The following is a 24,667-nucleotide window of genomic DNA, read 5'->3' as shown; positions in this document are numbered from 1 at the left end:
CGGACTGAACCTTGTGCGCTGAACCTTGTGCGCTGAGCCGAGACCACGCGCCGTACGGTAGGCCGGTGACGAATCGTCCTGTCGTACGGCGTGTGGTCTCTCTCGTTCCCTCGCTCACCGAGGCGGTGGCCGCGACCGGCCCCGGACTGCTGGTCGGCGCGACCGACTGGTGCAGCCACCCGGCCGGTCTGGACGTGGCGCGGATCGGCGGGACCAAGAATCCCGATATCGCGCGGATCACCGCCCTGGCGCCCGACCTCGTGATCGCCAACGAGGAGGAGAACCGCGCACCCGACCTCGCCGCGCTGCGGGCCGCCGGGATTCCGGTCCTCGTCACCGAAGTACGCGATCTCGGCCAGGCGTTCAGCGAACTCCACCGGGTGCTGACGGACGGCTGCGGGCTGGAGCGGCCCGGCTGGCTCGACGCGGCCGAGGCCGCCTGGCGCGATGTGCCCGTCCCGGAACGGCGGCTGCGGGCGGTCGTCCCGATCTGGCGGCGGCCCTGGATGGTGCTCGGCCGCGACACCTTCGCGGGCGATCTGCTCGCGCGGCTGGGCGTGGACAACGTGTACGCGGCGCACGCCGAGCGCTACCCGCGCATCCCGGTCGAGGAGCTGCGCGCATCGGGCGCGGACCTGGTGGTGCTCCCCGACGAGCCGTACGCCTTCACCCCCGATGACGGCCCGGAGGCCTTCCCCGGCCTGCCCGCGGTCCTCGTCGGGGGCCGCCACCTGACCTGGTACGGCCCCTCCCTGGCCGGGGCGCCGGCCGCACTCAGCGAGGCGCTGCGAGCAGCGCTCCGCTGAGCAGGCCGCGCACCGTACGGACCCCCGCGACCGCCCACGCCGCCGCGAGGAAGACGTACAGCCCGGCAGCGAGCCAGGAGAAGGCGTCGAGGCCGGTGTGCCGGGCCAGGCCCGCGGCGCCCGTGACGCAGGTCCCCACCGGGAAGGTGAAGCCCCACCACGTCATGGCGAACGGCATGCGGCGCCGTGCCGCGCGCACCACCATCGCCCCGGCCAGTGCCATCCAGAGCAGGGCGAAGCCCATCACCGGGACTCCGTAGAGCACGGCGAAGCCGCTCATGGCCGCCGCGTAGGGGGCCTGGACGACGCCCGGTGCGACGTCGGCGAGCTGGTTGACGGCCGTCGTCGACTGGCCGAGCGGGCCGAGGATCAGGAAGAGGGCCGGGGTCAGCGCGACGGGCAGCGGGCCGTGCTGGACGAGCCGCGCCCAGATCAGCGGCAGCATCACCAGGGTGGCGAGCAGGCTCAGACCGAACATCGCGTAGCAGCCCAGCAGCATCGCCTCCTGCCACTGCCCGGCGGGCAGATGCGGGACGAGTGCCGGGCCGAGCGCGGCCGAGACCATCGGCGCGACCACCGGCAGCAGCCAGACGGGGGATACGCTGCCCGGCTCGATGTGGTGGCGCGTGATCATCAGATACGGGATCGCCGCCGCGATCAGCAGTCCGCTCAGCGTGCCCGCCGTCCACAGCGCGGAGTCGACGGCGATCGCCGCCGTCCTCCCGATCACGGGGGCGCCAAGACTCAGCGTGCCGGCCCCCACCGCGAGCAGTGCCATCGGCAGGCAGCCGTAGAACGGCGCGACGGCCGGGTCCATGAGGTGCAGGCGCGCCTGGTCGGCGTGCCGGAGCCAGTGCCCGGCGCGGGCCATGAGCAGGGAGGCCAGCAGTACGGCCGACAGGGCCCAGACGACGGTGCATGCGGTGTGCAGTCCGGGGACGCGCAGCGGCAGGGCGGCGCCCGCGTTGGCGACGATCGCGGTGCCCATCACCGTGGCGTACCAGTTGGGTCCGAGGTGGCGCAGGGCGCCGGCGTGGATCTCCAGGTCGTGGAGAGCGCGGGCGCGTACAGGGGCGAGGGTTGCCATGCTCCTTACGTTCCCTGGTGGGCGGCCGGTCCGGAAGGCACTCTGCGGCTATGTGGGCATAAGCTGAGGTTATGAGCTCTGGTGATGGCGATGGCGATGGCGATGGCGGTGTCGATGTGTCCGGTGACCGCGTTCCGCGAACGGGTCTGGCCCACCGGGTGCCCGACCTCGGCGCGATGGAGCTGCTGCTCGCCGTCGCCCGGCTCGGCAGCCTCGGCCGGGCCGCCCGTGAGATCGGCATCAGCCAGCCCGCCGCGAGCAGCCGGATCCGGGCCGTGGAACGGCAGCTGGGGGTGGCGCTGGTGAACCGCTCGCCCACCGGATCCACCCTCACCGACGCGGGCGCGCTGGTCACCGAATGGGCGCGGCGGGTCGTGGAGTCGGCGGAAGCCTTCGACGTCGGTGCGCGGGCGCTGCGCACCCGCCGCGACTCCCGGCTGCGCGTCGCGGCGAGCATGACGATCGCCGAATACCTGCTGCCGGGCTGGCTCATCGTGCTGCACGGACAGCATCCCGATACCGCCGTATCGCTGTACGCGGGGAACTCGGCGGCCGTCGCCGAACGGGTCACCAGCGGCGGGGCCGACCTCGGATTCGTCGAGGGCCTCGACGTACCGGCCGGGCTGGACGCGGCGGTCATCGGCCATGACCGGCTGGTCGTCGTCGTGGCGGCCTCCCACCCCTGGGCCCGCCGCCGCAAACCGCTGTCCGCGGCCGAACTCGCCGCCACCGCCTTCGTGCTGCGCGAGCAGGGCTCCGGCACCCGCCAGGTCCTGGACGCCGCCCTCGCCGGCCATGGCGGGCTCGCCCTGCCGCTGCTCGAACTCGCGTCGACCACCGCGGTGAAGGCGGCCACGCTGAGCGGCGCGGGCCCCGCCGTACTGAGCGAACTGGCCGTCACCGACGAACTGGCCGCCCGCCGTCTCATCGAGGTCCCGGTCGCCGGCATCACGCTGAACCGCGTACTGCGCGCCGTCTGGCCCACCGGCCACCGCCCGGCGGGACCGGCCCGCGACCTGCTGTCACTCACCCGCCGCCCGGTCACGTGACGGGACGCGCGACAGGACGCGCGACAGGACGTGTGACGGGACGTGTGACGGGACGTGTGACGGGACGCGGCACCGGACGTGCGACCGGCCGCGTGACCCGGCTGTAACCGCCGGGCTTACGGGATTCTCATGCAGTGGCCTTAGGGTGACGGCCGTGACCATGACGACCCCGCCCGGCTGGTATCCAGAGCCCGGGCACACAGGTAACGGCCCGGCCCTTGAACGCTGGTGGGACGGCTCCGCGTGGAGCGAGTACACGCGAACCGCCCAAGCTCCGGCCGCCCAGCCCGCTGCCCCCGGCACTCCGCCCTACGCCGGTTATCCCGGCGGCATCGCGCCGGGTCCGCCCGCCCGCCGGGGAGGGGTGATCGCCATCGGCATCGTCGCCGTCCTCGTCCTGGTGGGCGGGGTGGTCGCCGGCGTTGTCATGCTGAACAAGAGCGGTGGCGACAAGGCCTCCGGCAAGCCGTCGCCGTCCTCGAGCGCATCGCGGAACCCGGACGGCGGACCGAGCGGCGCGCCGGGCGGGCCGTCGCAGAACCCCGGCCCCACGTCGGGCAGCGGCGTCGCCGTGGACACCCTCGACAAGGTCGGCCTGCCGATTCTCCCGGGCTGGCAGGGCAAATCGGGCGCCGGCGGCGCGGGACTGACCACCGGCAGCTACAAGTGCCCCGCAGACCCGGCCAAGAACTGTGTACGCGGCGGTGTGTTCTCCGCGCCGGCCGCGGCGTACAAGCTCACCAGCACGACGCCCGAGGCCGCCGCCAAGGAGGACATCCCGGTCAACGCGGAGCAGTCCTACGAGGGCGGGCTCACCTCCCACAAGGAGCTGCTGTCGCAGCCGGTCACCGTCGCAGGGCAGCAGGGTTACCTGGTGCGCTGGCAGGTCGTGACGAAGGTCGGCGACGACGGCTACGTCCAGTCGCTGGTCTTCCCGTCACCGGCGAATCCGCAGCAGCTCGTCGTGGTCCGCTACGGCTTCGACATCAACGCCCAGGCCCCCGGCCTCGACATCATGGACAGGATCACCAAGGGCATCAAGGCCGCCAGTGGCTCCGGCGGCACGGGCGGCACCGGCGTCTGACCGTTCCACCGCGGGTCACCGGCCATCGGTCACGGGCCGGTGACCGATGGCCGCGGGCCCGGTCCATGGTCACCGGGCGCGAGGGCGGTCGGGCGTCAGAGGAAGGTCTTGCCCTCGCCCCGGTACGTCGGCACCGTCGCCGTGACCCGGTCGCCCTCCACCAGCCGCAGCTCCGCGAAGCGCTCGCACAGTTCACCGGCCTTGGCGTGCCGGAACCACACCTTGTCGCCGATGAGCAGATCGTCCGCGGGCGACCCGATGAGCGGCGTCTGCACCTCGCCCGGCCCCTCCTGGGGGTCGTAGCGCAGGCCCCGCGGGAGATACGGCACGGGCAGCCGGTCGGCGCCCGCCGCGCCCGACGCCGGATAGCCGCCGCCCAACACGGTCACGATGCCCACTCCGGGGCGGCGGACCACCGGCTGCGCGAACAGCGCCGCCGGACGCCCCCGGAAGGACGTGTAGTTGTCGAACAGCCGGGGCACGAACAGTCCGGAACCGGCGGCGATCTCGGTGACCGCGTCCTCCGCGGCCGTGTGCTGCACGCTGCCGGTCCCGCCGCCGTTGACGAACTCCAGCTCCGGTGCAACCGCGCGGACCGCCCGCACCACCTCGGCCCGCCGTACCGCCAGCTCCTTGCGCGCCGCCGTCTGCATCAGCCGGATCGCCCGGGACCGCAGCGGCCGGCCCGCCACCGAGTCGCCGACCCCGGCCACATGGCCCTCGTACGCCATGATCCCGGCCAGCCGGAAGCCGGGGCGGCGGGCGATCGCCCGCGCCAGTTCGGCGAGTTGCGCGGGCTCCCGCAGCGGTGAGCGCAGCGCGCCGATCCGTACCCGGCCGCCCAGCATCCGCAGGGACGTGTCCAGTTCCAGGCAGACCCGGACCCGCTCCGAGCCGCCACGGCGGGCCGCGTCGATCAGATCCAGCTGGGTGAGGTCGTCGACCATCACTGTGACGGCGGCGGCCAGTTTCGGATCCCCGGCCAGCTCGGCGAAGCCGTCGCGGTCGGCGGACGGGTACGCCAGCAGCACATCGTGGAAGCCCGCCCGCGCCAGCCACAGCGACTCGGCCAGCGTGAACGACATGATCCCCGCGAAGCCGTCACGAGCCAGCACCCGCTCCAGCAGCGCCCGGCACCGCACCGACTTGGACGCCACCCGGATCGGCTTCCCGCCGGCCCTTCGTGCCAGGTCGTCGGCGTTGGCGTCGAACGCCTCCAGATCGACGATGGCGACCGGTGCGTCGAGGTCGGCGGTGGCCCGGTCGTACCGGACCCGGTCGGCTGCGGGATGAGACATGCGCGCAGCTTGCCAGACGGTGCCTACCGAACGGTAGGGGTTCCAGGTCACGGGCACCTCCCAGCGGTAGCTGGGGGAGAAGCGGCCGTTCATGATCCGCCGGACAGGCCCTGGCGGCCGGAACCTCCCGTTACCGCCGGGTCTGCGGATACTGTGGCGCCACGCGGTGAGCTTACGACCTGCCCCGCGACCTGCGCTGCCCCCGATCCACCGGGCAGGCGGAGCCCGTAGAGTGGCGCCCAAGCCGCGTACGGACATCGCGAGGGGGCACCGGTGAGCACGGGGGTCGACAACGGACCGGGGCAGCCATCGGCCCCGCAGCCGCCCGCGTTTCCCGCGCTGTACCCCACGACTCCGCCACGGCCCGTGCACCGCCCGGCGGCCCGCGAGCCGATCGTCGCGCGCCGCTCCCCGGACCCGCAGGCCGACATGCCCCCCGCGCCGCCGACCGTGCCGCCCCAGTCGGCCGTACCTCCGGCCGCCGCGCCCCCGTTCCCGTCCCAGCCCGCCGCGCCGCCGATGCCGCCCGTGCCGCCCGCCCGCCGTCCCCGTACGGCCGGCAGCCGGGCCATTTCGGCGCTCTGCTTCGTCCTGGGCCTCGGTCTGTTCGCCGGTGCCGCGGCCGGTGCCTGGATCAACCACGAACCGGCCGCGGGCGAGCCGGCGGCCGATACCGCCGCCCGCACCTACGCCGTCGCGGGCGAGCTGTGGCGCAGAGTCCCGGTCGACACGCTGTTCCCGCCCACCGTGAACCGGCCGACGTCCGGACCCGGCGGCGCCGACCGCACCTGGACGCGCATCGGTGTCGCCCCGGCCGCCGGCTGCGCTCGGGCCGTCGACCCGCTGCTGGCGAAGGTGCTGGCCCCGGTGGTCTGCGTACGGGTGCTGCGGGCCACCTACGTCGACGCCACCTCCAGCCGCGTCACCACGGTCGGCCTGGTCGTCACCGGGGGCGACGTCACCGGCATGCGCGCGCTGAACCGCCGCTGGAGCACCGAACACCTCGGCTCCCGCACCGATCTGATGCCCCATCCGGTCGCGTTCCCCGGCACCGCGGCCGCCTCCTTCGCCGACGGGCAGCGGGCCAGCTGGACGGTGAGCGTCTCCGCCACCCTCCCCTTGGTCGTCTACGCGGTGAGCGGCTTCGCGGACGGCCGCACGATCCCCGAACCCCAGCCGGCCGACGAAGCCACCGCCAAGGGCGCCACCACGGCGCCCGCCCAGGCCGGTCTCGGCAAGGACGCCCTCGTCCTCTCCGCCGACCTCGACACCCGGCTGCACAAGGCCGCGACGATCGCCGCCACATCACCGGGGGAGGCGTCCCGATGAGATCAGCCACCCTCGGGCGCGCCGCCGCCGTCGCCCTGGCCGCCGCCCTCACTGTGTTGCCGGCCGCGTCCGCCCGCGCGGATTCGGTACGCGACGCGGACTGGGCGCTGGACGTCCTGCACGCGCACGACGCCTGGCGGACGACCCAGGGCGCGGGCGTCACCGTCGCGGTGTTGGACACCGGGGTCGACGGCGGCCATCCGGACCTCGCGGGACAAGTGCTGGCCGGCAACGACCTGGTGGGCTTCGGAGCCGGCCCGGGCGACAGCGCGTGGGCCAAACACGGCACCGGCATGGCCGGCATCATCGCGGGCCACGGGCACGGCCCGGGACACTCGCAGGGCGTCCTCGGCATCGCGCCCGGGGCCAAGATCCTGCCGGTCCGGGTGATCCTGGAGGAGAAGGACCCGAAGCGTGACCAGGCCCGCGCCACCAAGGGCGCAGCCCTCCCCGAAGGAATCCGCTGGGCCGCCGACCACGGCGCGGGCGTCATCAACCTCTCGCTCGGCGACGACAGCGCGACCGCCGCGCCCGCGGCGGACGAGGACAATGCGATCCAGTACGCCCTCAGCAAGGGCGTGGTCGTCGTCGCGTCGGCGGGCAACGGCGGCGAGCACGCGGACCGCGCCTCGTACCCGGCCGCCTACCCGGGCGTGATCGCGGTCGCGGCCGTGGACCGGTACGGGGCGCACGCCACGTTCTCCACCCGCCGCTGGTACGCCTCCGTCTCGGCGCCGGGCGTCGATGTCGTCCTGGCCGACCCCGACCGCAAGTACTACGAGGGGTGGGGGACCAGCCCCGCCTCCGCGTACGTCTCCGGCGCCGTGGCCCTGATCCGGTCCGCCTATCCGAAGCTGAGCCCCGCCCAGATCAAGCGGCTCCTCGAGGACACCACCCGCGACCGGCCCGCCGGCGGCCGCAGCGACGCGGTCGGCACCGGACTCATGGACCCGGCCGCGGCGCTCAAGGCGGCGGCCAAGCTCCAGCCCCAGGGTGAGGCGCCGTCGCCCGCTCCCTTCGCGCAGCGGTACTTCGGCTCCGGCCCCTCGATAGGTCTCGCCCCGGTGCAGGCCGGCGGCGGACTCGGCGACGGCGTGGCGATCACCTGCGCCCTCCTGGGCACCGCCCTGGTCGCCGCGGCGGGCCTCTTCTGGTTCCGTCCCCGCCTGGGACGCTCACCGCGCGGGGCAACGCCAGGACCTTCCTGACCGACCGGCAGGCGCGGCGCGAAGACCCTGCGCGAAGACCCTGCGCGAAGACCTGCATGAAGGCGCTGTGTGAAGGCCGTTCTGGCCGTCGGACCCTGGGACGGGGATGAGCGGAGCGTAAGAAAAACCGGTGGCCGGAGGCCGTGCGCAAGAGCCGGGCCCGTCCCGGATACGCTGCGGAGCGTGTCGCTCAAGAACATCCCTGATCCAGGCTTCGCCGACGACGACGGTTCGGCCGACGCGGCCCTGGCCGCCGCGCTCGCCGCCTACGCCGACGACAGCCGGGCCGAACCGGCCGTTCTCGCCGCGCTGTCCGGCGCCCGACTGCTGGTGCCCGTCGTGGCGGTACTGGGGGAGGCCGAGACCGGACCCGACGGCCTGCGCCGCGAGAAGACCAGTGACATGGCGGTGCCCACGATCCAGGCGCCCGACGGGCGGCGGGCGCTGCCCGCCTTCTCCTGCGTCGAGTCCCTCGCCCGCTGGCGTTCCGACGCCCGCCCGGTCGCCGTTCCGCTGCACCAGGCACTCCAGGCCCTCGCGCACGAGAAGGCCGACACGCTGCTGATCGACATGGCGGGCCCCGTTCCGTACGCCCTCACCGGCCCGGCGCTGCGCGCCGTCGCCCCGGGCCGTGAGCACGTGGACCCGCTCGGCGATCCGGCGGTGCTGGGCGCGCTGCGCGCGGCAGTCGCCGCCGAGCCGGGTGTGCTGCGCGCGCACCTGTCCCCGGTGGGGGATTCGGACGGCACCCTCGGCCTGGTCCTCGCTCCGGACGCGGCCGTGAGCGAGGTGGCCCGGCGTATCACCACCGCCCTGGCCGCCGACGAGGTGCTGCGGTCCCGGCTGGTCCGCGGCCTCGACCTCGCGCTGCTGCCGCCGCACGCCGAGGTGTCGGGCGAGCCGCTGTTCGCGCGCTGAGCCACCGCGGCCGCGCGGCACACGAAATATGCAATATGTTGTGAAATGCTCCGAGATCTGCGATATGGGCATTGGCCCGAGAATGCGAGAGCCAGGCAGTGACGATCACAAGGAGGCCCCGTGGACAAGCGGACAGTGACGTGTGAATTCCTGGGCACCCTGCTGCTGGTCTTCTTCGCGGTCGGGTCGGCGGTGCTGGCCGGTGAGTACATCGGAACGCTCGGCATCGCCCTCGCCTTCGGCTTCACGCTGCTGGCGCTTGCCTACGCGATCGGCCCGGTCTCCGGCTGCCATGTGAACCCGGCGGTCACCCTCGGCATGCTGGTCGCCGGACGCATCAACATCCGTACCGCCGTCGAGTACTGGGTCGCCCAGATCCTGGGCGGCATCGCGGGCGCCGCGCTGCTCTACCTGGTCGCCAAGCAGGTGCCGGGTCTGAAGACCAGCGGGGCCTTCGGCACCAACGGCTACGGCAGCCGGTCCGCGGTCGGCATCAACATCGGCGGCGCGTTCATCGTCGAGGTGGTGCTGACGTTCCTGCTGGTCTTCGTGGTGCTCGCCGTCACGCACAAGGTGGCGATGCTCGGCTTCGACGGTCTGCCGGTCGGCCTGGTGCTCGCCGTGATCCACCTGGTCGGCATCCCGCTGACCGGTACCTCGGTCAACCCGGCGCGCAGCCTCGGCCCCGCCCTGTTCGCGGGCGGAGCCGCGCTGTCGCAACTGTGGCTGTTCATCGTGGCGCCGCTGATCGGCGGCGCGCTTGCGGCGCTGGTGCACCATGTGACCCACCCGCCGCATGCCGCCCGCCACGGGGGGATCCGGACGATCGAAGAGACCGCGGACGACAGGTCGGAAGGGCACGGGGCGGAAGGGCAGGAGACGGCCTGAGGCCGCCGGCCGGAGAGCTGGAGGCCGGCTCAGCTGTAGACGGGCCCGGTGAGCTTCTCGCCGGGCCCGTGGCCGGGCTCGTCCGGCACCAGCGACGCCTCGCGGAAGGCCAGCTGCAGCGACTTCAGGCCATCCTTGAGCGGAGCCGCGTGGTAGGTGCTGATCTCGGGCGCTCCCGCGGTGACCAGGCCGGCCAGCGCGGTGATCAGCTTCCGGGCCTCGTCCAGGTCCTTGTGTTCCGGGCCCTCCTCGGCGAGGCCCAGGTTGACGGCCGCCGCGCTCATCAGGTGGACCGCCACCGTCGTGATGACCTCGACCGCGGGCACGTCCGCGATGTCGCGGGTCATCGCGTCGAAGTCAGGGGTCTCGTTCTTGTCGCTCATGGCCCACACGATAGGCCCCGTCCGGCCGATTACCGGCTTCCGCAGGTCACTGGTATGCTTGCAAATCGACCGGTCGGACACACCTGTGCCCGGCCCACAAGTGGAGGCTCCGATCTCCCACCCGACCGACCGAGAGGTTGGCGGGTCCGGTCAGGCAGTGTTCTTCGGCGGATGGTTTTCCGGATGCCGAACGCGCTGCCCGATGCGCCCCGCGGTGATCCGTGGCGGTGCTCCCGGTTTTGAGGAGCCCTGCCTGTGACCTGTATGGGGCGTTTTCTGCGTTCTGAGTACAGGGGTCGGACGACACAGACGTTACGTGGCTGTCCGCCAGGCGGCCGCGTGGTGCAACCGAGGAGGCCCCATCAGCGCCGAGCCCCGCATCGTCGAGCCTCGCATCAACGACCGCATTCGCGTCCCCGAGGTGCGACTCGTCGGTCCCAGTGGTGAGCAGGTCGGCATCGTGCCGCTTGCCAAGGCCCTGGAGCTTGCGCAGGAATACGACCTCGACCTGGTCGAGGTCGCAGCGACCGCACGTCCGCCCGTGTGCAAGCTCATGGACTACGGGAAGTTCAAGTACGAATCGGCCATGAAGGCACGTGAGGCGCGCAAGAACCAGGCGCACACGGTCATCAAGGAGATGAAACTCCGGCCGAAGATCGACCCGCACGACTACGACACCAAGAAGGGCCACGTCGTCCGCTTCCTGAAGCAGGGCGACAAGGTCAAGATCACGATCATGTTCCGTGGTCGCGAGCAGTCCCGCCCCGAGCTGGGCTTCCGACTGCTGCAGCGGCTGGCGTCCGATGTGGAGGAGCTCGGCTTCATCGAGTCGAATCCGAAGCAGGACGGCCGAAACATGATCATGGTTCTCGGTCCGCACAAGAAGAAGACCGAAGCGATGGCCGAAGCGCGCGAGGCCGCGGCCGTCCGCAAGGCCGAGCGTCAGGGCTACGCGCCCGACGACGACTCGGACGAGCTGGACGAGTCGTTCGACGGCACCGTCGAGGACTCGAAGGACTCCGACGAGTCCGCCGAGGCCCCGGTCGTCGAATCCGCCGAGGCCCCGGTCGAGAAGCCTGCTGAGAAGCCGGCCGAGGCGACTGAGACCTCGTAAGGCCCCGGAGCCACCGTTCCGGGATGGCAATGCAGTACTGACGCTCTCCGTCCGCACCTGTGGCGGACGGGAGGGCCAGCGACGAGGAGACTACGGCGACATGCCGAAGAACAAGACGCACAGCGGTGCGAGCAAGCGCTTCAAGGTCACCGGCAGCGGCAAGATCATGCGTGAGCGTGCCGGCCGTCGTCACCTGCTCGAGCACAAGCCGTCGAGCAAGACGCGCCGCCTCGCCGGTGTGGTCCAGCTCGCCAAGGCCGACACCAAGAAGATCAAGAAGCTTCTCGGTATCTGACGGCCGCGCCCCAACCTCCGTGAGGACACCGAGGGGCGCGACGTCAAACCGGGATCCCATCGATTTCGGACCGCGTGAGTCCCCCCGCGGTCCCTTACAAGGAGTTATCAAGTGGCACGCGTCAAGAGGGCTGTAAACGCCCACAAGAAGCGCAGGGCAATCCTCGAAGCGGCGAAGGGTTACCGCGGTCAGCGTTCGCGCCTGTACCGCAAGGCCAAGGAGCAGGTCACCCACTCCCTGGTCTACAACTTCAACGACCGCAAGAAGCGCAAGGGCGACTTCCGTCGCCTCTGGATCCAGCGCATCAACGCCGCTGCCCGTCAGAACGACATGACGTACAACCGCCTCATCCAGGGCCTCAACGCCGCCAACATCGAGGTGGACCGCAAGATCCTCGCCGAGCTGGCCGTCAACGACCCCAACGCCTTCGCCGCGCTGGTCGAGGTCGCCAAGAAGGCGCTGCCGACCGACGTCAACGCGCCCAAGGCCGCCTGAGAAGACGCGACGGGGTTCTGCCGGGGTCGCCCCGAGTGACCCCCACGCAGTCCCCGGACCCGCAGGCTGTGCCTGCGGGTCCGTGTGCTGTCCCGGCCCCGCACGTCATCACCCGGATCCACCCCAGAAGCGAGCACTGCCCATGGCGAGCCCCGAGCCCCAGCCCGAGCTGACCTCCTTGCGGTCCCCGCGTGTCACCGCGGCCCACCGCCTGGCCAAGCGCAGCTTCCGTGGCAAGGAGCGCCGGTTCATCGCCGAGGGGCCGCAGGCGGTCAGGGAGGCCATCAGCCACCCCGGCGGCGCCGCCGGGCGCACGCTCATCGAGCTGTACGCGACCCCCGAGGCCGCCGAGCGCCATGCCGACATCGTCGCGGCCGCCCGCGCCATCGGGGCCCCGGTGCTCACCGCGACCGACGAGGTCGTCGCCGAGATCTCCGACACCGTCACCCCGCAGGGCATCGTCGGCATCTGCCGCTTCCTGGACTCACCGCTCGACGAGATTCTGCGATCCGCTCCGAAACTCGTCGCCGTCCTCGCGCACGTCCGCGACCCCGGCAACGCCGGGACCGTGCTGCGCTGCGCGGACGCGGCCGGGGCCGACGCCGTGATCCTCACCGACGCCTCCGTCGACCTGTACAACCCCAAGTGCGTCCGCGCGTCGGTCGGCAGCCTGTTCCACCTGCCCGTCGCCGTCGGAGTGCCCGTCGAGAAGGCCGTCGCGGGCCTGCGCGAGGCCGGTGTGCGGCTGCTCGCCGCCGACGGGGCCGGTGTGCGGGACCTGGACGCCGAACTCGACGAGGGCACCATGGGCGGCCCAACCGGCTGGATCTTCGGCAATGAGGCCTGGGGACTGCCGGAGGAGACCCGCGCGCTCGCGGACGAGGTGGTGCGCGTGCCGATCCACGGCAAGGCCGAGAGCCTCAACCTCGCGACGGCCGCCGCCGTGTGCCTCTATGCCTCCGCCCGGGCGCAGCGTGCCCCGGGAGGGTGCCGCTCCGTCACATCCAGCTAGTAGGGTTGCGGCCCGGGGGCCCTGAGAGGGGGGTACGGGGATGGATGTCGCGGCTACCGAAAGTACCGAGCCGGCCACGCTGGCGGGCTGGGCCGTCGGCCTGAGCGAATTCGGGCTCACTCCTGACGACCTTCCCGACGGACTCGTCGTCGCCGACGAGGACGGCCGGGTGATCTGCTTCAACACCGCCGCCGCCCGGATCACCGCGCTGCACCCGGCCGATGTGCTGGGGGTGTCCATCGAGCGGGCGCTGCCGCTCGAGGACCTCGAAGGCCGCCGCTGGTGGGCGCTGACCGACCCGTACAAGGGGCTGGCGATCCGCGTGGGCCAGCCGGAACGCAATCTGCTGCTGCCCGGCGGCCGTGAGGTGCTGGTCTCCGCACGGTATGTGCGCACCCACCCCACCGGGCCCGTCCGCCGGCTCGTCGTCGCCCTGCGCGGCACCGAGGCGCGGCGCCGCACCGAGCGCAGCCATGCCGAGCTGATCGCCACCGTCGCCCATGAACTGCGCTCGCCCCTCACCTCGGTCAAGGGCTTCACCGCGACCCTGCTGGCCAAGTGGGAGCGGTTCACCGACGACCAGAAGAAGCTCATGCTGGAGACCGTCGACCAGGACGCCAACCGCGTCACCCGGCTGATCGCCGAACTGCTCGACATCTCCCGGATCGACTCCGGCCGCCTGGAGGTGCGCCGCCAGCCGGTCGACATCGCCGCGGCCGTCCAGCGGCATGTGGACGCGCATGTGGCCGCGGGACAGCCCAGGGACCGGTTCAGGGTCGCCGTCGTCCAGCCGCTGCCCGCCCTGTGGGCCGACCCGGACAAGATCGACCAGATCCTCGGCAACCTGCTGGAAAATGCCGTGCGGCACGGCGAGGGACAGGTCACCATCGAGGTGGCGCCCTCTTCTCTGGGGGCCCCCGACAAGGACCGCGCGGAAGGTACGGCACTGACGGTGAGCGACGAGGGCCCCGGCATCCCCGAGGAGTCGATGAGCCGCGTCTTCACCCGCTTCTGGCGGGGGAGCAAGCGCGGCGGCACCGGCCTGGGCCTCTACATCGTCAAGGGCATCGTCGAGGCGCACGGCGGCACGATCGCGGTCGGCCGGGCGCCCGGCGGCGGAGCCCAGTTCCGATTTATTCTGCCCGTCGGGGCGCCGGCGTTCATGGCCTGAGCCATGGCCCCGTCCGGTCCGGTGGGCGCGACCAGTCAGTCCTCGCGGCCCCAGTAGACTCGACCCTTGGCATGTGTCCGGTCGGGCAGGCCGCTCACAGCACCCAATTCGGAACGGGAAGAGATGTCGGCACCGAACAAGTCGTACGACCCTGTCGAGGTCGAGGCACTGAAACCCGAAGTGATCGAGCGTCTGCGCGACGAGGCGGTCGCCGCCATCGCCGCGGCCGCCGGCCTCGAGGAGCTGCACGAGGTCAAGGTGGCGCACACCGGTGACCGCTCGCCGCTCGCCCTCGCGAACCGTGAGATCGGCGCGCTGCCGCCGCACGCGAAGGCGGAGGCCGGCAAGCGCGTCGGCCAGGCCCGCGGCGCGGTGAACAAGGCGCTGGCCGCCCGCCAGGCGGAACTGGAGGCCGAGCGCGACGCCCGGGTGCTCGTCGAGGAGGCAGTGGACGTCACGCTGCCCTACGACCGGGTCCCGGCCGGTGCCCGGCACCCGCTCACCACCCTCTCGGACCGCATCGAGGACGTCTTCGTGGCCATGGGCTACGAGGTCGCCGAAGGCCCCGAGATCGAGGCCGAGTGGTTCAACTTCGACGCCCTGAACTTCCCGCCGGACCACCCGGCACGCGAGATGCAGGACACCTTCTTCGTCAAGCCGCTGTCCGGCGGCCCCGCCGGTGACGGCGCGGCGGAGTCGGGCGTGGTGCTGCGCACCCACACCTCCCCGGTGCAGGTCCGCTCGATGATCGACCGCGAACCGCCGGTCTATGTGATCTGCCCCGGCCGGGTCTACCGGACCGACGAGCTGGACGCCACCCACACTCCGGTCTTCGCCCAGGTCGAGCTGCTCGCCATCGACGAAGGCCTGACCATGGCCGACCTCAAGGGCACCCTCGACCACATGGTCAGGGCGCTGTTCGGTGGAGAGCTCACCACTCGGCTGCGCCCCGCGTACTTCCCGTTCACCGAACCGTCCGCCGAGATGGACATGCAGTGCTTCGCGTGCCGCGGCGAGTCGGCCGGGAACCCGGACCGGCCGTGCCGGACCTGCTCCTCCGAGGGCTGGATCGAGCTCGGCGGCTGCGGCATGGTCAACCCCCGCGTCCTCACCGCCTGTGGTGTCGACCCGGCGAAGTACAGCGGTTTCGCCTTCGGTTTCGGCATCGAGCGGTTGCTGATGTTCCGTCACAGCATCGAGGACATGCGAGACATCATCGAGGGTGATGTGCGTTTCACCCTTCCGTTCGGGATGGAGATCTGATGCGGATCCCGCTTTCTTGGCTGCGGGAGTACGTCGACCTGCCCGCCGGCGCAACCGGCCGTGACGTCCAGGCCAAACTCATCGCCTCCGGCCTCGAGGTCGAGACCGTCGAGCAGCTCGGCGCCGGTCTCACCGGCCCGCTGGTGGTCGGCAAGGTCCTCACCATCGAGGAGCTGGAGGGCTTCAAGAAGCCGATCCGCTTCTGCACGGTCGACGTCGGCACGGCCAATAGCACCGGCGCGCCGCAGGAGATCGTCTGCGGCGCGCGGAACTTCGCCGTCGGTGACAAGGTCGTCGTCGTCCTGCCCGGCGCCACCCTGCCCGGCGACTTCAAGATCGCCGCGCGCACGACGTACGGCAGGACCTCGCACGGCATGATCTGCTCGGCCGCCGAGCTGGGCATGGGCGACGACCATGACGGCATCATCGTGCTCCCGCCGGAGCACGAGGCCGGCACCGACGCGATCGCGTTGCTGGAGCTCGTCGACGAGGTCCTCGACATCGCCGTCACCCCGGACCGGGGCTACTGCCTTTCGATGCGCGGCGTCGGCCGCGAGACCGCCATCGCGTACGGGATCTCGCTGAGCGACCCGTCGCTGCTGGATGTGCCGCCGCCCAATGCGTACGGCTACCCGGTCAAGGTCGCCGACCCGATCGGCTGCGACCGCTTCACCGCCCGCACCGTGACCGGCCTCGACCCCGAGGCGCGCTCTCCGATCTGGCTGCAGCGCAGGCTGCAGAAGGCCGGCATGCGGCCGATCGGCCTGGCCGTGGACATCACCAACTACGTGATGCTGGAACTCGGCCAGCCGCTGCACGCCTACGACCGGACCCGGATCGACGGCCCGATCGGCGTGCGCCGCGCGCAGCCCGGCGAAAAGCTCACCACGCTCGACGGAGCCAAGCGCGTCCTGGACGCCGAGGACCTGGTGATCACCGACAACAGCGGTGTGATCGGCCTGGCCGGCGTCATGGGCGGGGCCAACACCGAGATCGCGGACGCGGTCCGCGACGAGACGACGGGCGAGGTGCGCGGCACCACCGACGTCGTCATCGAGGCCGCGCACTTCGCGCCCGTCACCATCGCCCGCACCGCGCGCCGTCACAAGCTGTCCTCCGAGGCGTCCAAGCGCTTCGAGCGCGGCACCGACCCGCAGACCGCCTCAGCCGCCGCGCAGCGCACCGTGGACCTGTTGGTGCTGCTCGCGGGCGGCACCGCGGAGGCGGGCGTGACGGAGATCATCTCCCCGTCCGCGCCGCGCACGATCTCCATCCCGGCCGACCACCCGGACCGCGTCGCGGGCACCGAGTACGGCCGCGAGACCGTGGTGCGCCGACTGCAGCAGATCGGCTGCGATGTCTACGGCTCCGACGAGCTCATCGTCACCGTGCCGAGCTGGCGCCCCGACCTCACCGACCCGAACGACCTCGCGGAAGAGGTCATCCGGCTGGAGGGCTACGAGAACCTGCCCTCCACCCTGCCCAAGCTCCCGTCCGGCCGCGGTCTGACCGGGTCGCAGCAGCTGCGCCGCCGGGTCGGCCGGGCGCTGGCCGGAGCCGGCTACGCCGAGGTGCAGAACACCCCGTTCCTCGGCGACGCGGCCTTCGACCAGCTCGGCCTGGAGGCGGACGACCCGCGCCGCCGCACCGTCAAGCTGGTCAACCCGCTCTCCGACGAGGAACCGGCGATGCGCACGACGCTGCTGCCGGGGCTGCTGGCCACGCTGCGCCGCAACACCGGACGCGGCTCGCACGACCTGGCCCTCTTCGAGACCGGTCTGGTCTTCCACCCCAGCGGCGACGAGCCGGCGCCGCCGAGGCTGCCGGTCGACCGCCGGCCCACCGACCAGGAGATCGCGGCCCTGAACGCCGCGCTTCCCGAGCAGCCGCGCCGTGTCGCCGTCGCGCTGTCCGGCGCGCGCGAGCAGGCCGGCTGGTGGGGCAAGGGTTCCGTCGCGACCTGGGCGGACGCCATCGAGGCGGCCCGCACGATCGCCCGCGAGGCCGGGGTCGAGCTGATCGTCCGCCAGGACCAGCACGCCCCCTTCCACCCGGGCCGCTGCGCGGCGCTGTTCGCTGTCGCGGACGGCGAGGAGATCCTCGTCGGCCACGGCGGTGAACTGCACCCGCGAGTCGTCAAGGCGCTGCACCTGCCGGACCAGACCTCCGCCATGGAGCTCGACCTGGACCGCGTGGAGCGGGCCTCCTCCGGCCCGGTCCCGGCACCCCGGGTGTCCACCTTCCCGGTGGCCACCCAGGACGTCGCGCTGATCACCGACGTGTCCGTCCCGGCCGCCGAGGTGGAGGCCGCATTGCGCGCGGGCGCCGGCGAACTGCTGGAATCCCTGCGGCTGTTCGACATCTACACCGGCGAGCAGGTCGGCGAGGGCAAGAAGTCCCTCGCCTACGCCCTGCGCTTCCGCGCGGCCGACCGCACCCTGACGGCCGAGGAGACGACGGCTGCCCGGGACGCCGCCGTCGCCGCGGCCGGCGCGGCCACCGGCGCGGCCCTGCGCGGCGCGTGACGCCGGGCCGCTGGGCCTGACCACATGCGTGTGGGGCGTACCCGAACTGTTCGGGTACGCCCCACACGCATGTCCGGGCCCGCCGCCCGCCCCCGCGCCGCTCGGCGGCGGGCGCGGCTCGTACGGTCACCGGTCGCGGGATTCCGGCCCGTCGAGGATCCGCAGCCAGGTGCCGTCCGGCTGGCGGCGCGCCACCTGCGCGCGGCCTCCGGTGCCGTCGGCGGAACGGGTCGCGGTCAGGGCGAGATCGCCGTTGATCAGGGTGGGCAGCGATTCCTCCAGCGTGAAGTGCGGCGCCCTCGCCAGCAGTTGCTCGATGACGCCGCGGATCGCCTCCCGCCCGGCGGTTTCGCTGCCGAGCGGGAATCCCAGCACGGCGTCCGGCTCGTAGAGCGCCGCGATTCCCTCGGCGTCGCCCGCGTTCCCCCGTTCCACGAACAGACGGGCCAGATCCTCGGGCTGTGCGGCGGCTTCACGTGTGGCAGTCATGGTCGGTCGCTCTCCTCGGGTCGATCAGCGGTCGTTCCGTTGCTTCTCTCCCATGGTGCGCCGTCACGGTCCAGAAGTCGAAGAGATGGATCGTATGAGATCCAGAAGTATTCCTTATGAGGTCGGACTGTCTCCACCTGGAGGTTTCTTCCCTCGATCGGGTGATTCTGCAGGGCTGGGAGTCATTGCTGGGGCCTCAGTCGACAGAATCGGTCGCGACACGGGGGCCGGTTCCCTGGGGGAGCGGTTCCGTCGCCGACCGCGTCAACGGCTGTGAGGGGGAGCCGGCGGGATGATCCGTATCAGAGCAGTAATCAGGGCGCTCGGACTGCCGTCCGCGCTGATGTACCTGTTGCCCGGTGCGTGGATCGCGGTGGTGCTGGCGGTGTCGGCGGTGGTGCCGGGGGAGAACCCGCTGCCGGCGCTGGCCGTTGCTCCCGCCATCGCGTGCCTGGGGAGCGGACGGCGGCGGTGTGTGCTGGTCAGTGGCGGGATCGCGCTCGGGGCGCTGGTGGCCGGGCTGGTCGGACACGGCGCGCGGGAGTTCGAGGCCAGGCTGGGCATCGCGGTGGCGGTCCTCGCGGTGGTGGCGCTGTGCTTCTGGATGGCCGGCCGCCGGACGGGAATGGCCGCGGAGCTGGAGCGCACCCGGGAGATCGCGGCCGCCACTCAGCGGGTGCTGCTGCGACCGCTGCCGCAGCGCGTGAACGGCTACGCGGTCGCGGGCGAGTACCTCTCCGCGAGCCGGGGCGCCCGCGTCGGCGGCGACCTGTACGAGGTGCTGGCCACGCCGTACGGGCTGCGGGCGGTGCTCGGTGATGTACGGGGCCACGGGCTGGACGCGATCGACACGGTCGCCGCGCTGCTCGGCAGCTTCCGCGAGGCCGCGCACGACGAGCCCGAGCTGACCGGCGTACTGTCCCGTCTGGACCGTTCGCTGACCCGGCATCTGCGGGAGCGTTCGTGTGCGGAGCACCCGGCGGTGGCGGACACCGAGTCGCAGAGTCCGGTCGCCGAGGAGTTCGTCACCCTGCTGCTGGTGCAGCTGAGCGATGACGGGAAGCTGCTGACCGTCAACTGCGGCCATCCGCAGCCCTATGTGACCGGGCCTTACGCGACGGAGCCGTACCCGACCGGGCCGTACCCGACCGGGCCGTGTCTCAACGGTCACGCCGCGGCCGGTGAGCGTCCGCAGCCGCTGGCGCTGGGGGACCCGTTGCCGCCGCTGGGCCTGCTGGACGACGGGGACCGGTCGGCACCGGCACACCGCGGCATGCTGCTGCTCGGCCAGGCCCTGGTGCTCTACACCGACGGGCTGCAGGACGCCCGGGACGCGTCCGGGGTGTTCTTCCCGCTGCCGGACGCCCTCGCGGCGGCGGCCGCCGCCACGCGCAGCGGTGGGATGCCGGCCGCCGCGCCCCTCGCCCGCGCGCTGAGCGCCGCGGCCCTGCGGCACACCGGCGGCCGGCCGGCCGATGACATCGCCCTGCTTGTCCTGGTGCGGGAAGCCGCACGGATCCCGGTGCGGAACCGTTCCGCCGCACTGTCCGGAGTGCCACGCCGTTGACCAGCGCCGTCGATCCGCGTCACTGATCCGGGCCGCTGATCCACTCGCTCCGCTGACATGGCGCCTGCGGTGGCGAGCTGGTCGTACAAGTCGTACTTTGCGGATATCTGTCGTATCCGTCAGGGATCGAGGAGGACGAAGTGGCCGGTAAGTTTGAGGTCTACCAGGACAAGGCCGAAAAGTGGAGGTTCCGCCTCAAGGCGGGCAACGGCGAGATCATCGCGGTCGGCGAGGCGTACGAATCCAAGTCGGGCGCGATGAACGGCGTGGACTCCGTCAAGCGCAATGCCGGTGAAGCCGCGGTGCAGGAAGTCGCGGGCACCAAGAAGCAGTAGTCCGGGTCCGGAGCGGCGGCCAGGCAGTCACCGCAGGACCAGACGGGATAGTCGCCGCCCTCACGCGGTCGCAGGGTGCCGACCTGTATCGTCCCGGCGCCGCTCGCCGCGCAGCGGAAGCATGTACCGGTCACAGCCGGCCTCCCAAAAGTCGTAGCGGACCGCACCACCCGTCCTGCCGCGGTGTGCCTGGCAACGCAGGGCGGGCGGTGCGGGGTGGGTTGCCGCCAATGCACGAGGGGGAGTCGACAACCCGACCTCAGTGAAGCGCCGCGCCATTCCCGGGGGGAGCGTGTGCGAGGGGCATATGCGGGTGCACTGCTCACACCCCGTGTGAACGCGGTGGTACTACGCTGCGCGCATTGGGCGAAGCAGGGGGACCCGATGGAACCCAACACGCTGTTCGACGCCGTCCTGGACGAGGCGGGCGCCTCCCACGCGGGGCTGGCCGCCCGGATCAACGCACTCGGCCGGGCGCGGGGAATGCCGCTCCACTACGACCGCACCGCGGTGACCCGCTGGATCAAGGGGCAGCGGCCCCGCGGCCAGGTGCCCGACCTGATCTGCGAGGTGCTCGGCGGGCTGGTGCAACGCCCGCTGACGCTCGCCGACATCGGGATGGACCGGGGAGCCGTGGCCCAGACGGCGGGTACCCCGCTGGCCGGTTTCGTGGAGCGGGCCACCGCGTTGTGGCGCGCCGACGAACAGCAGCGCCCCCATGTGCGGACCGCGCCCGTACTGACCGGACCCAAGGCGGTCATGCCGCTGTGGGAGTGGGAGAACCCGCCGGAGGACATGGATGTCTCCAGGACCGGGGTCCAGCGGGTGACCGGCGCGGATGTGGCCATGCTGCACGCCGCCCGCGCGCACTACGAGGAGCTGTACCGGGGCGCGGGCGGTGTGGCGACCCGGGACCGGGTCGTCGGCTTCCTCAACGCCCAGGCCGCGCCGCTGCTGCGCGGCCGCTACCCCGACCCGGTCGGCCGGCAACTGCACCGCGCGGTCGGGGCGCTCGTCGGGATCGCCGGGATCTGCGCCTACGACACCGACGCCCACGGCCTGGCGCAGCGCTATTTCCATCAGTCGCTGCGGCTGGCGAAGGCGTCGGGCGACCGGGGTCTGGGCGCCTGCGTGGTCGGCATGCTGGTCTACCAGTCGCTCCATCTGCGCGACTACCGGCAGGCGGTGGCCTTCGCCGAGGCGGCGCTGCGCACGGCGGGCCGCAACGTCACTCCGGCGCTGGCCGCGGACCTGTACGCGATGCAGGCCAAGGCGTACGGGCGGCTCGGCGACCGGCCCAGTGCCCATCGCTGCGGCGCTCTCGCCGAGACCGCGGAGCAGCGTATCAGGGCCGAGGAGGAGCCCGCGGAGACCGCCTACGTCCAACCGGGCCTGGTCGATGTGCAGTTGGCCGAGACGTTCATGAGCCTCGGCGAATTACGGCCTGCCCTCGAACACGCCGTCCAGGCGGTGGAATCCCCCTCGCACGCGCGGGGGCGGGTGCACCGGCTGGCGGTGCTGACCCATGTGGAGCTGCGCCGGGGCGAGGCCGAACATGCCGCGTCGCTGGCGGTCCGGATGGTGGAACAGGGGCGGGGTATGGAATCGCAGCGTCTGCGCGACCGGTTCGCGGCGGTACGCCGTCATCTGGCCGCCTACGACAGCGTGACGGCAGTCCAGGCCGCGGAGCTCATCGACGAGCTGCTCCGCGTTCCATTGTGACGTTCACGCGAACTGCGATGTTGTCACCATCCGAAAGGAAGGTGGCGGAATCGTGCAATGGAAGAACCTTAGTGAGCGAACCGTGTACAGAAACCGCTGGATGCGCGTGAATCTCGCCGACGTCGAACTCCCCGACGGGCGGCATCTCAACCACTACCTCATCCGGCTGCGCCCGGTCGCTCTGGCCACCGCCGTCAATGAGGCGAACGAGGTGCTGCTGCTGTGGCGGCACCGGTTCATCACCGACAGCTGGGGATGGGAGCTGGCGGCGGGCGTCGTCGAGGACGGTGAGGACACCGAGACGGCGGCGGCGAGGGAGATGCTGGAGGAGACCGGCTGGCGCCCGGGGCGGCTGCGGCACCTACTGACCGTCGAGCCCTCCAACGGCCTCACCGACGCACGGCACTTCGTCTACTGGTCCGAGGACGCCGAGTACGTCGGGCACCCGGAGGACGACTTCGAATCGGACCGGCGGGAGTGGGTGCCGCTCAAGACCGTGCCGGACATGGTCGCGCGGGGTGAGGTGCCCGCGTCGAACATGGCGGCCGCCCTGTTGATGCTGCATCACCTGCGTCTGGGCTGATGCTCGCGGCCGAGCAGGCTGTTCAGAACGTGGAGCGCCGCCTCCCGCCGTGCGGGCCTGCGGGACCACACGGCGGGTGCGGCGGCGCCGATCAGCAGCAGGAGGGAGAGGGCGGCGACGGCGACCGCGGGGACCAGCGCGCGACGGCCGCCGATGACCATGGTGAGCGTGCTGAGAGGGAGGCTGAGGATCACGGGTGAGAGTGCTCTATGGGGATGTTCCAGTCTCATGTAAAAATAGTGAAGCACTTGAGAGACGTTTCGTCTACGAATTGGGACGGGTGGGTATGGAACGCCACGATCAGCTGTCCCGGTTGGTCCAGGAGGCGCAGACGGCCGGGGATTCGTACCAGGATCTCGCCGACCGCGCCATCGACCCGGTGACCGGGGCCACCGTCTCCAAGCCGTATCTGCACAAACTCGCCCGCGGCCAGGTCGCCACCGCGCCCGGCCCCGTACAGCTGCGCGCCATCGCCGCCGCCCTGCGCCGGCCGGCGGCGCTCGTGCAGCGCGCCGCCGCCGAGCAGTTCCTCGGCTGGGTCTCGGACGAGGTGCAGGGCTACGACGACGACATGCGCGTCATCGTCACCTACGCGGAGGCCATGCCACCGGCTGAGCGCCGACGGCTGCGCGCCACGGTCGAGGCATGGGAGCGGGCGCGGGCAGAGGAGCGGTAGCGGAGCGGCTGCCGTTGGCCGGTACAGCTGTTGTCGGTGTGCGGACCGGGCGGTACGTTGCCCCGTGACGCGCATCCGGTGCCTGGATTCGGCCGGCCGCGCGTGCCATCAGTGGGGAACCCCGTGATTGAGATCGTCTATCTCCTGGCCCCTCTCGAACCCGATGTCGGCGCGGTCGTCCGCGAACGCCGCGGCCGGGTCGAGGTCTACCTCTCCGACCGCCACCACACCCGCGACGGGGTCGCGGCGCTCAACAGCGCCGCCGAGGAACTCCTCGCCGCGGGGCACTGGTTCCAGCTCTGGAAGGGCGAGATCGTCTCCATACGGTCACCCGAGAACTGACACGGCTGACACCGCTGACGCCGGGAAGCGAGCACCGGGAAGCGAGCACCGGGCGGCGAGCACCGGGCATCGGTTTCGGCGGCGGTCGTCAGGCCGCTTTGCCGGCCGCCGCCAGTGCGGTCACCGTGGCCGCCGCGAGGCCGTCGAGATAGCCGGCCGGCAGCGCGGAACGGATCACGGCGAGCCGCCAGTAGAGCGGGCCCGCGATCAGGTCGAGGGACAGATCCGCATCCGTCCCCGCGGCCAGTTCGCCTCGCTCGACCGCCTGCCGGACGACGGCCGCCGAGATGCCGCGCTGGGTGTCGCGCAGTGCGGTCTGCAACGCCTCGGCGATCTCCGGATTGCGCGCCGCCTCGGCGAGCAGGTCGGGGATGATCTGGGACGCGACCGGGTGCTGCAGCGCGCGTGCGGTGACTTCGAGCAGCAGCCGTACGTCCCCGAGCAGCGATCCGGTGTCGGGCGCCGGCACGCCCTGGACCGCCACGGCGGACACGGTGTCGAGGACCAGTGGCAGCTTCGAGCGCCAGCGCCGGTAGACCGCGGCCTTGCCGACGCCGGCCCGGCGGGCGATCCCCTCGATGGACATCCGCCCGTAGCCGACCGCCGCCAGCTCCGCGAAGACGGCGCTGCGAATGGCTTCCGTCACGTCCTCCCGGAGCACGGCGGCTCCCGCGGGGACGCGACGAGGGGATCGGGGCTCCGTTGGCATACCGCCGAGCCTAGCGTGACGTAGCGACGGAACGGTTGCGTTCCGTCCTTGAAATGCTCTACCGTCAGGCAACGCGACGAAACGGATCCGTTCCGTCCCGACGTCGCTACTCTCCGTTTTCGCCTCGAACGAAAGCGCGTTACATGACCTTGCAGATAGACGCCCCCGTGCCGGCGCACGGCCTGGACAGTCCCGATGGTGGGTTGTCGGCTGCCGAGCTGGCGGCGAAGTATGGGTTGTCGGTGAGTGGTGCCCGTCCTGGGCTGGGTGAGTACACCCGGCAGTTGTGGGGGCGGCGGCATTTCATCAATGAGTTCGC

26 protein-coding genes and 1 pseudogene are annotated in these 24,667 nt (G+C 72.0%); 21 read left to right on the top strand and 6 right to left on the bottom strand.

The genetic code is table 11. The features are described from left to right. Positions 1–65: 65 nt before the first annotated feature. Positions 66–806 (top strand): helical backbone metal receptor, encoded by a 741-nt coding sequence (locus tag QMK24_RS20055; protein ID WP_283467727.1) that lies wholly within the window; start codon positions 66–68, stop codon positions 804–806. Here QMK24_RS20055 and QMK24_RS20050 read toward each other — a convergent pair. Beyond that, complete coding sequence (locus QMK24_RS20050) at positions 775–1,893, bottom strand: TDT family transporter (RefSeq protein WP_283467725.1); 1,119 nt, start codon at positions 1,891–1,893, stop codon at positions 775–777. The two genes, QMK24_RS20055 and QMK24_RS20050, sit on opposite strands and share 32 nt — an antisense overlap. A 176-nt stretch (positions 1,894–2,069) precedes the next feature. Here QMK24_RS20050 and QMK24_RS20045 point away from each other — a divergent pair, with 176 nt between their 5' ends. Both QMK24_RS20045 and QMK24_RS20040 read left to right on the top strand, forming a co-directional pair. Continuing rightward, on the top strand, positions 2,070–2,942 hold the full coding sequence (locus QMK24_RS20045; protein ID WP_283467815.1) for a LysR family transcriptional regulator: 873 nt from the start codon (positions 2,070–2,072) through the stop codon (positions 2,940–2,942). 160 nt (positions 2,943–3,102) lie between these two features. Next, complete coding sequence (locus QMK24_RS20040) at positions 3,103–4,026, top strand: DUF2510 domain-containing protein (protein WP_283467813.1); 924 nt, start codon at positions 3,103–3,105, stop codon at positions 4,024–4,026. A gap of 95 nt (positions 4,027–4,121) precedes the next feature. Here the strand turns inward: QMK24_RS20040 and QMK24_RS20035 are convergent, their stop codons facing one another. Then, positions 4,122–5,324, bottom strand: a complete 1,203-nt coding sequence (locus QMK24_RS20035) for an amino acid deaminase/aldolase (protein ID WP_283467723.1) — start codon at positions 5,322–5,324, stop codon at positions 4,122–4,124. Positions 5,325–5,597: 273 nt separating this feature from the next. Between QMK24_RS20035 and QMK24_RS20030 the strand changes: the two genes are divergently transcribed. From QMK24_RS20030 to QMK24_RS20015, 4 genes are all read left to right on the top strand, one after another. Next, positions 5,598–6,653 (top strand): hypothetical protein, encoded by a 1,056-nt coding sequence (locus QMK24_RS20030; protein WP_283467721.1) that lies wholly within the window; start codon positions 5,598–5,600, stop codon positions 6,651–6,653. After that, positions 6,650–7,861: a type VII secretion-associated serine protease mycosin gene (mycP, locus tag QMK24_RS20025; protein ID WP_283467719.1), complete on the top strand. Its 1,212-nt coding sequence runs from the start codon at positions 6,650–6,652 to the stop codon at positions 7,859–7,861. The genes QMK24_RS20030 and mycP overlap by 4 nt, the downstream gene beginning before the upstream one ends. Positions 7,862–8,044: 183 nt before the next feature. After that, complete coding sequence (locus tag QMK24_RS20020) at positions 8,045–8,779, top strand: SseB family protein (protein WP_283467718.1); 735 nt, start codon at positions 8,045–8,047, stop codon at positions 8,777–8,779. Positions 8,780–8,899: 120 nt separating this feature from the next. Beyond that, on the top strand, positions 8,900–9,667 hold the full coding sequence (locus QMK24_RS20015) for an MIP family channel protein (RefSeq protein ID WP_283467717.1): 768 nt from the start codon (positions 8,900–8,902) through the stop codon (positions 9,665–9,667). A 29-nt stretch (positions 9,668–9,696) separates the two neighbouring features. Here the strand turns inward: QMK24_RS20015 and QMK24_RS20010 are convergent, their stop codons facing one another. Beyond that, entirely contained in the window at positions 9,697–10,050 is a 354-nt protein-coding gene (locus tag QMK24_RS20010) for a DUF1844 domain-containing protein (protein WP_283467716.1), read from the bottom strand. Between the two features lie 316 nt (positions 10,051–10,366). Between QMK24_RS20010 and infC the strand changes: the two genes are divergently transcribed. The 7 genes from infC to pheT all read left to right on the top strand — a co-directional run bounded on the left by infC (position 10,367) and on the right by pheT (position 17,925). After that, positions 10,367–11,164 carry a translation initiation factor IF-3 gene (gene infC, locus QMK24_RS20005; protein WP_502962627.1) on the top strand — a complete coding sequence of 266 codons (798 nt, stop codon included), beginning with the start codon at positions 10,367–10,369 and terminating at the stop codon, positions 11,162–11,164. A 100-nt stretch (positions 11,165–11,264) separates the two neighbouring features. Beyond that, positions 11,265–11,459 (top strand): 50S ribosomal protein L35, encoded by a 195-nt coding sequence (rpmI, locus tag QMK24_RS20000; RefSeq protein ID WP_283467714.1) that lies wholly within the window; start codon positions 11,265–11,267, stop codon positions 11,457–11,459. Between the two features lie 111 nt (positions 11,460–11,570). Then, complete coding sequence (rplT, locus tag QMK24_RS19995) at positions 11,571–11,954, top strand: 50S ribosomal protein L20 (protein WP_138354852.1); 384 nt, start codon at positions 11,571–11,573, stop codon at positions 11,952–11,954. Positions 11,955–12,096: 142 nt separating this feature from the next. Then, a complete protein-coding gene (locus QMK24_RS19990; RefSeq protein ID WP_283467713.1) occupies positions 12,097–12,966 on the top strand; it encodes a TrmH family RNA methyltransferase in 870 nt (289 codons plus the stop codon). 40 nt (positions 12,967–13,006) lie between these two features. Continuing rightward, positions 13,007–14,137 carry a sensor histidine kinase gene (locus QMK24_RS19985; RefSeq protein ID WP_283467711.1) on the top strand — a complete coding sequence of 377 codons (1,131 nt, stop codon included), beginning with the start codon at positions 13,007–13,009 and terminating at the stop codon, positions 14,135–14,137. Positions 14,138–14,260: 123 nt separating this feature from the next. Further along, positions 14,261–15,400 (top strand): phenylalanine--tRNA ligase subunit alpha, encoded by a 1,140-nt coding sequence (pheS, locus tag QMK24_RS19980; RefSeq protein WP_283467710.1) that lies wholly within the window; start codon positions 14,261–14,263, stop codon positions 15,398–15,400. Beyond that, the gene (gene pheT, locus QMK24_RS19975; protein WP_283467709.1) at positions 15,400–17,925 is read left to right on the top strand and encodes a phenylalanine--tRNA ligase subunit beta; all 2,526 of its coding nucleotides are present in this window, start codon (positions 15,400–15,402) and stop codon (positions 17,923–17,925) included. The genes pheS and pheT overlap by 1 nt, the downstream gene beginning before the upstream one ends. 126 nt (positions 17,926–18,051) lie before the next feature. On the opposite strand, the gene QMK24_RS19970 is transcribed toward pheT, so the two are convergent. Further along, on the bottom strand, positions 18,052–18,414 hold the full coding sequence (locus QMK24_RS19970) for a YybH family protein (protein WP_283467708.1): 363 nt from the start codon (positions 18,412–18,414) through the stop codon (positions 18,052–18,054). Between the two features lie 292 nt (positions 18,415–18,706). On the opposite strand from QMK24_RS19970, the gene QMK24_RS19965 reads away from it, so the two are divergent. The 4 genes from QMK24_RS19965 to QMK24_RS19950 all read left to right on the top strand — a co-directional run bounded on the left by QMK24_RS19965 (position 18,707) and on the right by QMK24_RS19950 (position 22,621). Then, the gene (locus QMK24_RS19965; RefSeq protein WP_283467706.1) at positions 18,707–19,981 is read left to right on the top strand and encodes a PP2C family protein-serine/threonine phosphatase; all 1,275 of its coding nucleotides are present in this window, start codon (positions 18,707–18,709) and stop codon (positions 19,979–19,981) included. Between the two features lie 140 nt (positions 19,982–20,121). Beyond that, entirely contained in the window at positions 20,122–20,316 is a 195-nt protein-coding gene (locus QMK24_RS19960; protein ID WP_283467704.1) for a YegP family protein, read from the top strand. Between the two features lie 384 nt (positions 20,317–20,700). Further along, positions 20,701–22,038, top strand: a complete 1,338-nt coding sequence (locus QMK24_RS19955) for an NsdA family TPR-like regulatory protein (RefSeq protein WP_283467701.1) — start codon at positions 20,701–20,703, stop codon at positions 22,036–22,038. 52 nt (positions 22,039–22,090) lie between these two features. After that, complete coding sequence (locus QMK24_RS19950) at positions 22,091–22,621, top strand: NUDIX hydrolase (protein WP_283467700.1); 531 nt, start codon at positions 22,091–22,093, stop codon at positions 22,619–22,621. Here QMK24_RS19950 and QMK24_RS19945 read toward each other — a convergent pair. Then, the gene (locus QMK24_RS19945) at positions 22,603–22,815 is read right to left on the bottom strand and encodes a hypothetical protein (RefSeq protein WP_283467698.1); all 213 of its coding nucleotides are present in this window, start codon (positions 22,813–22,815) and stop codon (positions 22,603–22,605) included. The genes QMK24_RS19950 and QMK24_RS19945 overlap by 19 nt on opposite strands. A gap of 92 nt (positions 22,816–22,907) precedes the next feature. Between QMK24_RS19945 and QMK24_RS19940 the strand changes: the two genes are divergently transcribed. Together QMK24_RS19940 and QMK24_RS19935 are read left to right on the top strand one after the other, a co-directional pair. Then, the gene (locus tag QMK24_RS19940; protein ID WP_283467697.1) at positions 22,908–23,297 is read left to right on the top strand and encodes a hypothetical protein; all 390 of its coding nucleotides are present in this window, start codon (positions 22,908–22,910) and stop codon (positions 23,295–23,297) included. Positions 23,298–23,420: 123 nt separating this feature from the next. Further along, positions 23,421–23,639, top strand: coding sequence for a hypothetical protein (locus QMK24_RS19935; RefSeq protein ID WP_283467696.1), 219 nt, complete (start codon positions 23,421–23,423; stop codon positions 23,637–23,639). Positions 23,640–23,727: 88 nt separating this feature from the next. Here QMK24_RS19935 and QMK24_RS19930 read toward each other — a convergent pair whose 3' ends face one another. Further along, entirely contained in the window at positions 23,728–24,348 is a 621-nt protein-coding gene (locus QMK24_RS19930) for a TetR/AcrR family transcriptional regulator (RefSeq protein WP_283467695.1), read from the bottom strand. A gap of 143 nt (positions 24,349–24,491) precedes the next feature. Between QMK24_RS19930 and QMK24_RS19925 the strand changes: the two are divergent. Then, positions 24,492–24,667 (top strand): annotated as a pseudogene (locus tag QMK24_RS19925) (ABC transporter permease); the annotation flags it as partial.

It is taken from the genome of Streptomyces sp. PH10-H1 (genome assembly GCF_030063355.1).
GTDB lineage: Bacteria > Actinomycetota > Actinomycetes > Streptomycetales > Streptomycetaceae > Actinacidiphila.
Note: the sequence above shows the minus strand (reverse complement) of the source record. Positions and strands in the feature narration are given on the sequence as shown.

Coding starts and splice junctions, on each gene's coding strand:
- QMK24_RS20050 (WP_283467725.1), bottom strand. CDS start 1,893: ATGGCAACCCTCGCCCCTGTACGCGCCCGCGCTCTCCACGACCTGGAG.
- QMK24_RS20045 (WP_283467815.1), top strand. CDS start 2,070: ATGGAGCTGCTGCTCGCCGTCGCCCGGCTCGGCAGCCTCGGCCGGGCC.
- QMK24_RS20040 (WP_283467813.1), top strand. CDS start 3,103: ATGACGACCCCGCCCGGCTGGTATCCAGAGCCCGGGCACACAGGTAAC.
- QMK24_RS20035 (WP_283467723.1), bottom strand. CDS start 5,324: ATGTCTCATCCCGCAGCCGACCGGGTCCGGTACGACCGGGCCACCGCC.
- mycP (WP_283467719.1), top strand. CDS start 6,650: ATGAGATCAGCCACCCTCGGGCGCGCCGCCGCCGTCGCCCTGGCCGCC.
- QMK24_RS20010 (WP_283467716.1), bottom strand. CDS start 10,050: ATGAGCGACAAGAACGAGACCCCTGACTTCGACGCGATGACCCGCGAC.
- rpmI (WP_283467714.1), top strand. CDS start 11,265: ATGCCGAAGAACAAGACGCACAGCGGTGCGAGCAAGCGCTTCAAGGTC.
- QMK24_RS19990 (WP_283467713.1), top strand. CDS start 12,097: ATGGCGAGCCCCGAGCCCCAGCCCGAGCTGACCTCCTTGCGGTCCCCG.
- QMK24_RS19985 (WP_283467711.1), top strand. CDS start 13,007: ATGGATGTCGCGGCTACCGAAAGTACCGAGCCGGCCACGCTGGCGGGC.
- pheS (WP_283467710.1), top strand. CDS start 14,261: ATGTCGGCACCGAACAAGTCGTACGACCCTGTCGAGGTCGAGGCACTG.
- pheT (WP_283467709.1), top strand. CDS start 15,400: ATGCGGATCCCGCTTTCTTGGCTGCGGGAGTACGTCGACCTGCCCGCC.
- QMK24_RS19970 (WP_283467708.1), bottom strand. CDS start 18,414: ATGACTGCCACACGTGAAGCCGCCGCACAGCCCGAGGATCTGGCCCGT.
- QMK24_RS19965 (WP_283467706.1), top strand. CDS start 18,707: ATGATCCGTATCAGAGCAGTAATCAGGGCGCTCGGACTGCCGTCCGCG.
- QMK24_RS19955 (WP_283467701.1), top strand. CDS start 20,701: ATGGAACCCAACACGCTGTTCGACGCCGTCCTGGACGAGGCGGGCGCC.
- QMK24_RS19940 (WP_283467697.1), top strand. CDS start 22,908: ATGGAACGCCACGATCAGCTGTCCCGGTTGGTCCAGGAGGCGCAGACG.
- QMK24_RS19930 (WP_283467695.1), bottom strand. CDS start 24,348: ATGCCAACGGAGCCCCGATCCCCTCGTCGCGTCCCCGCGGGAGCCGCC.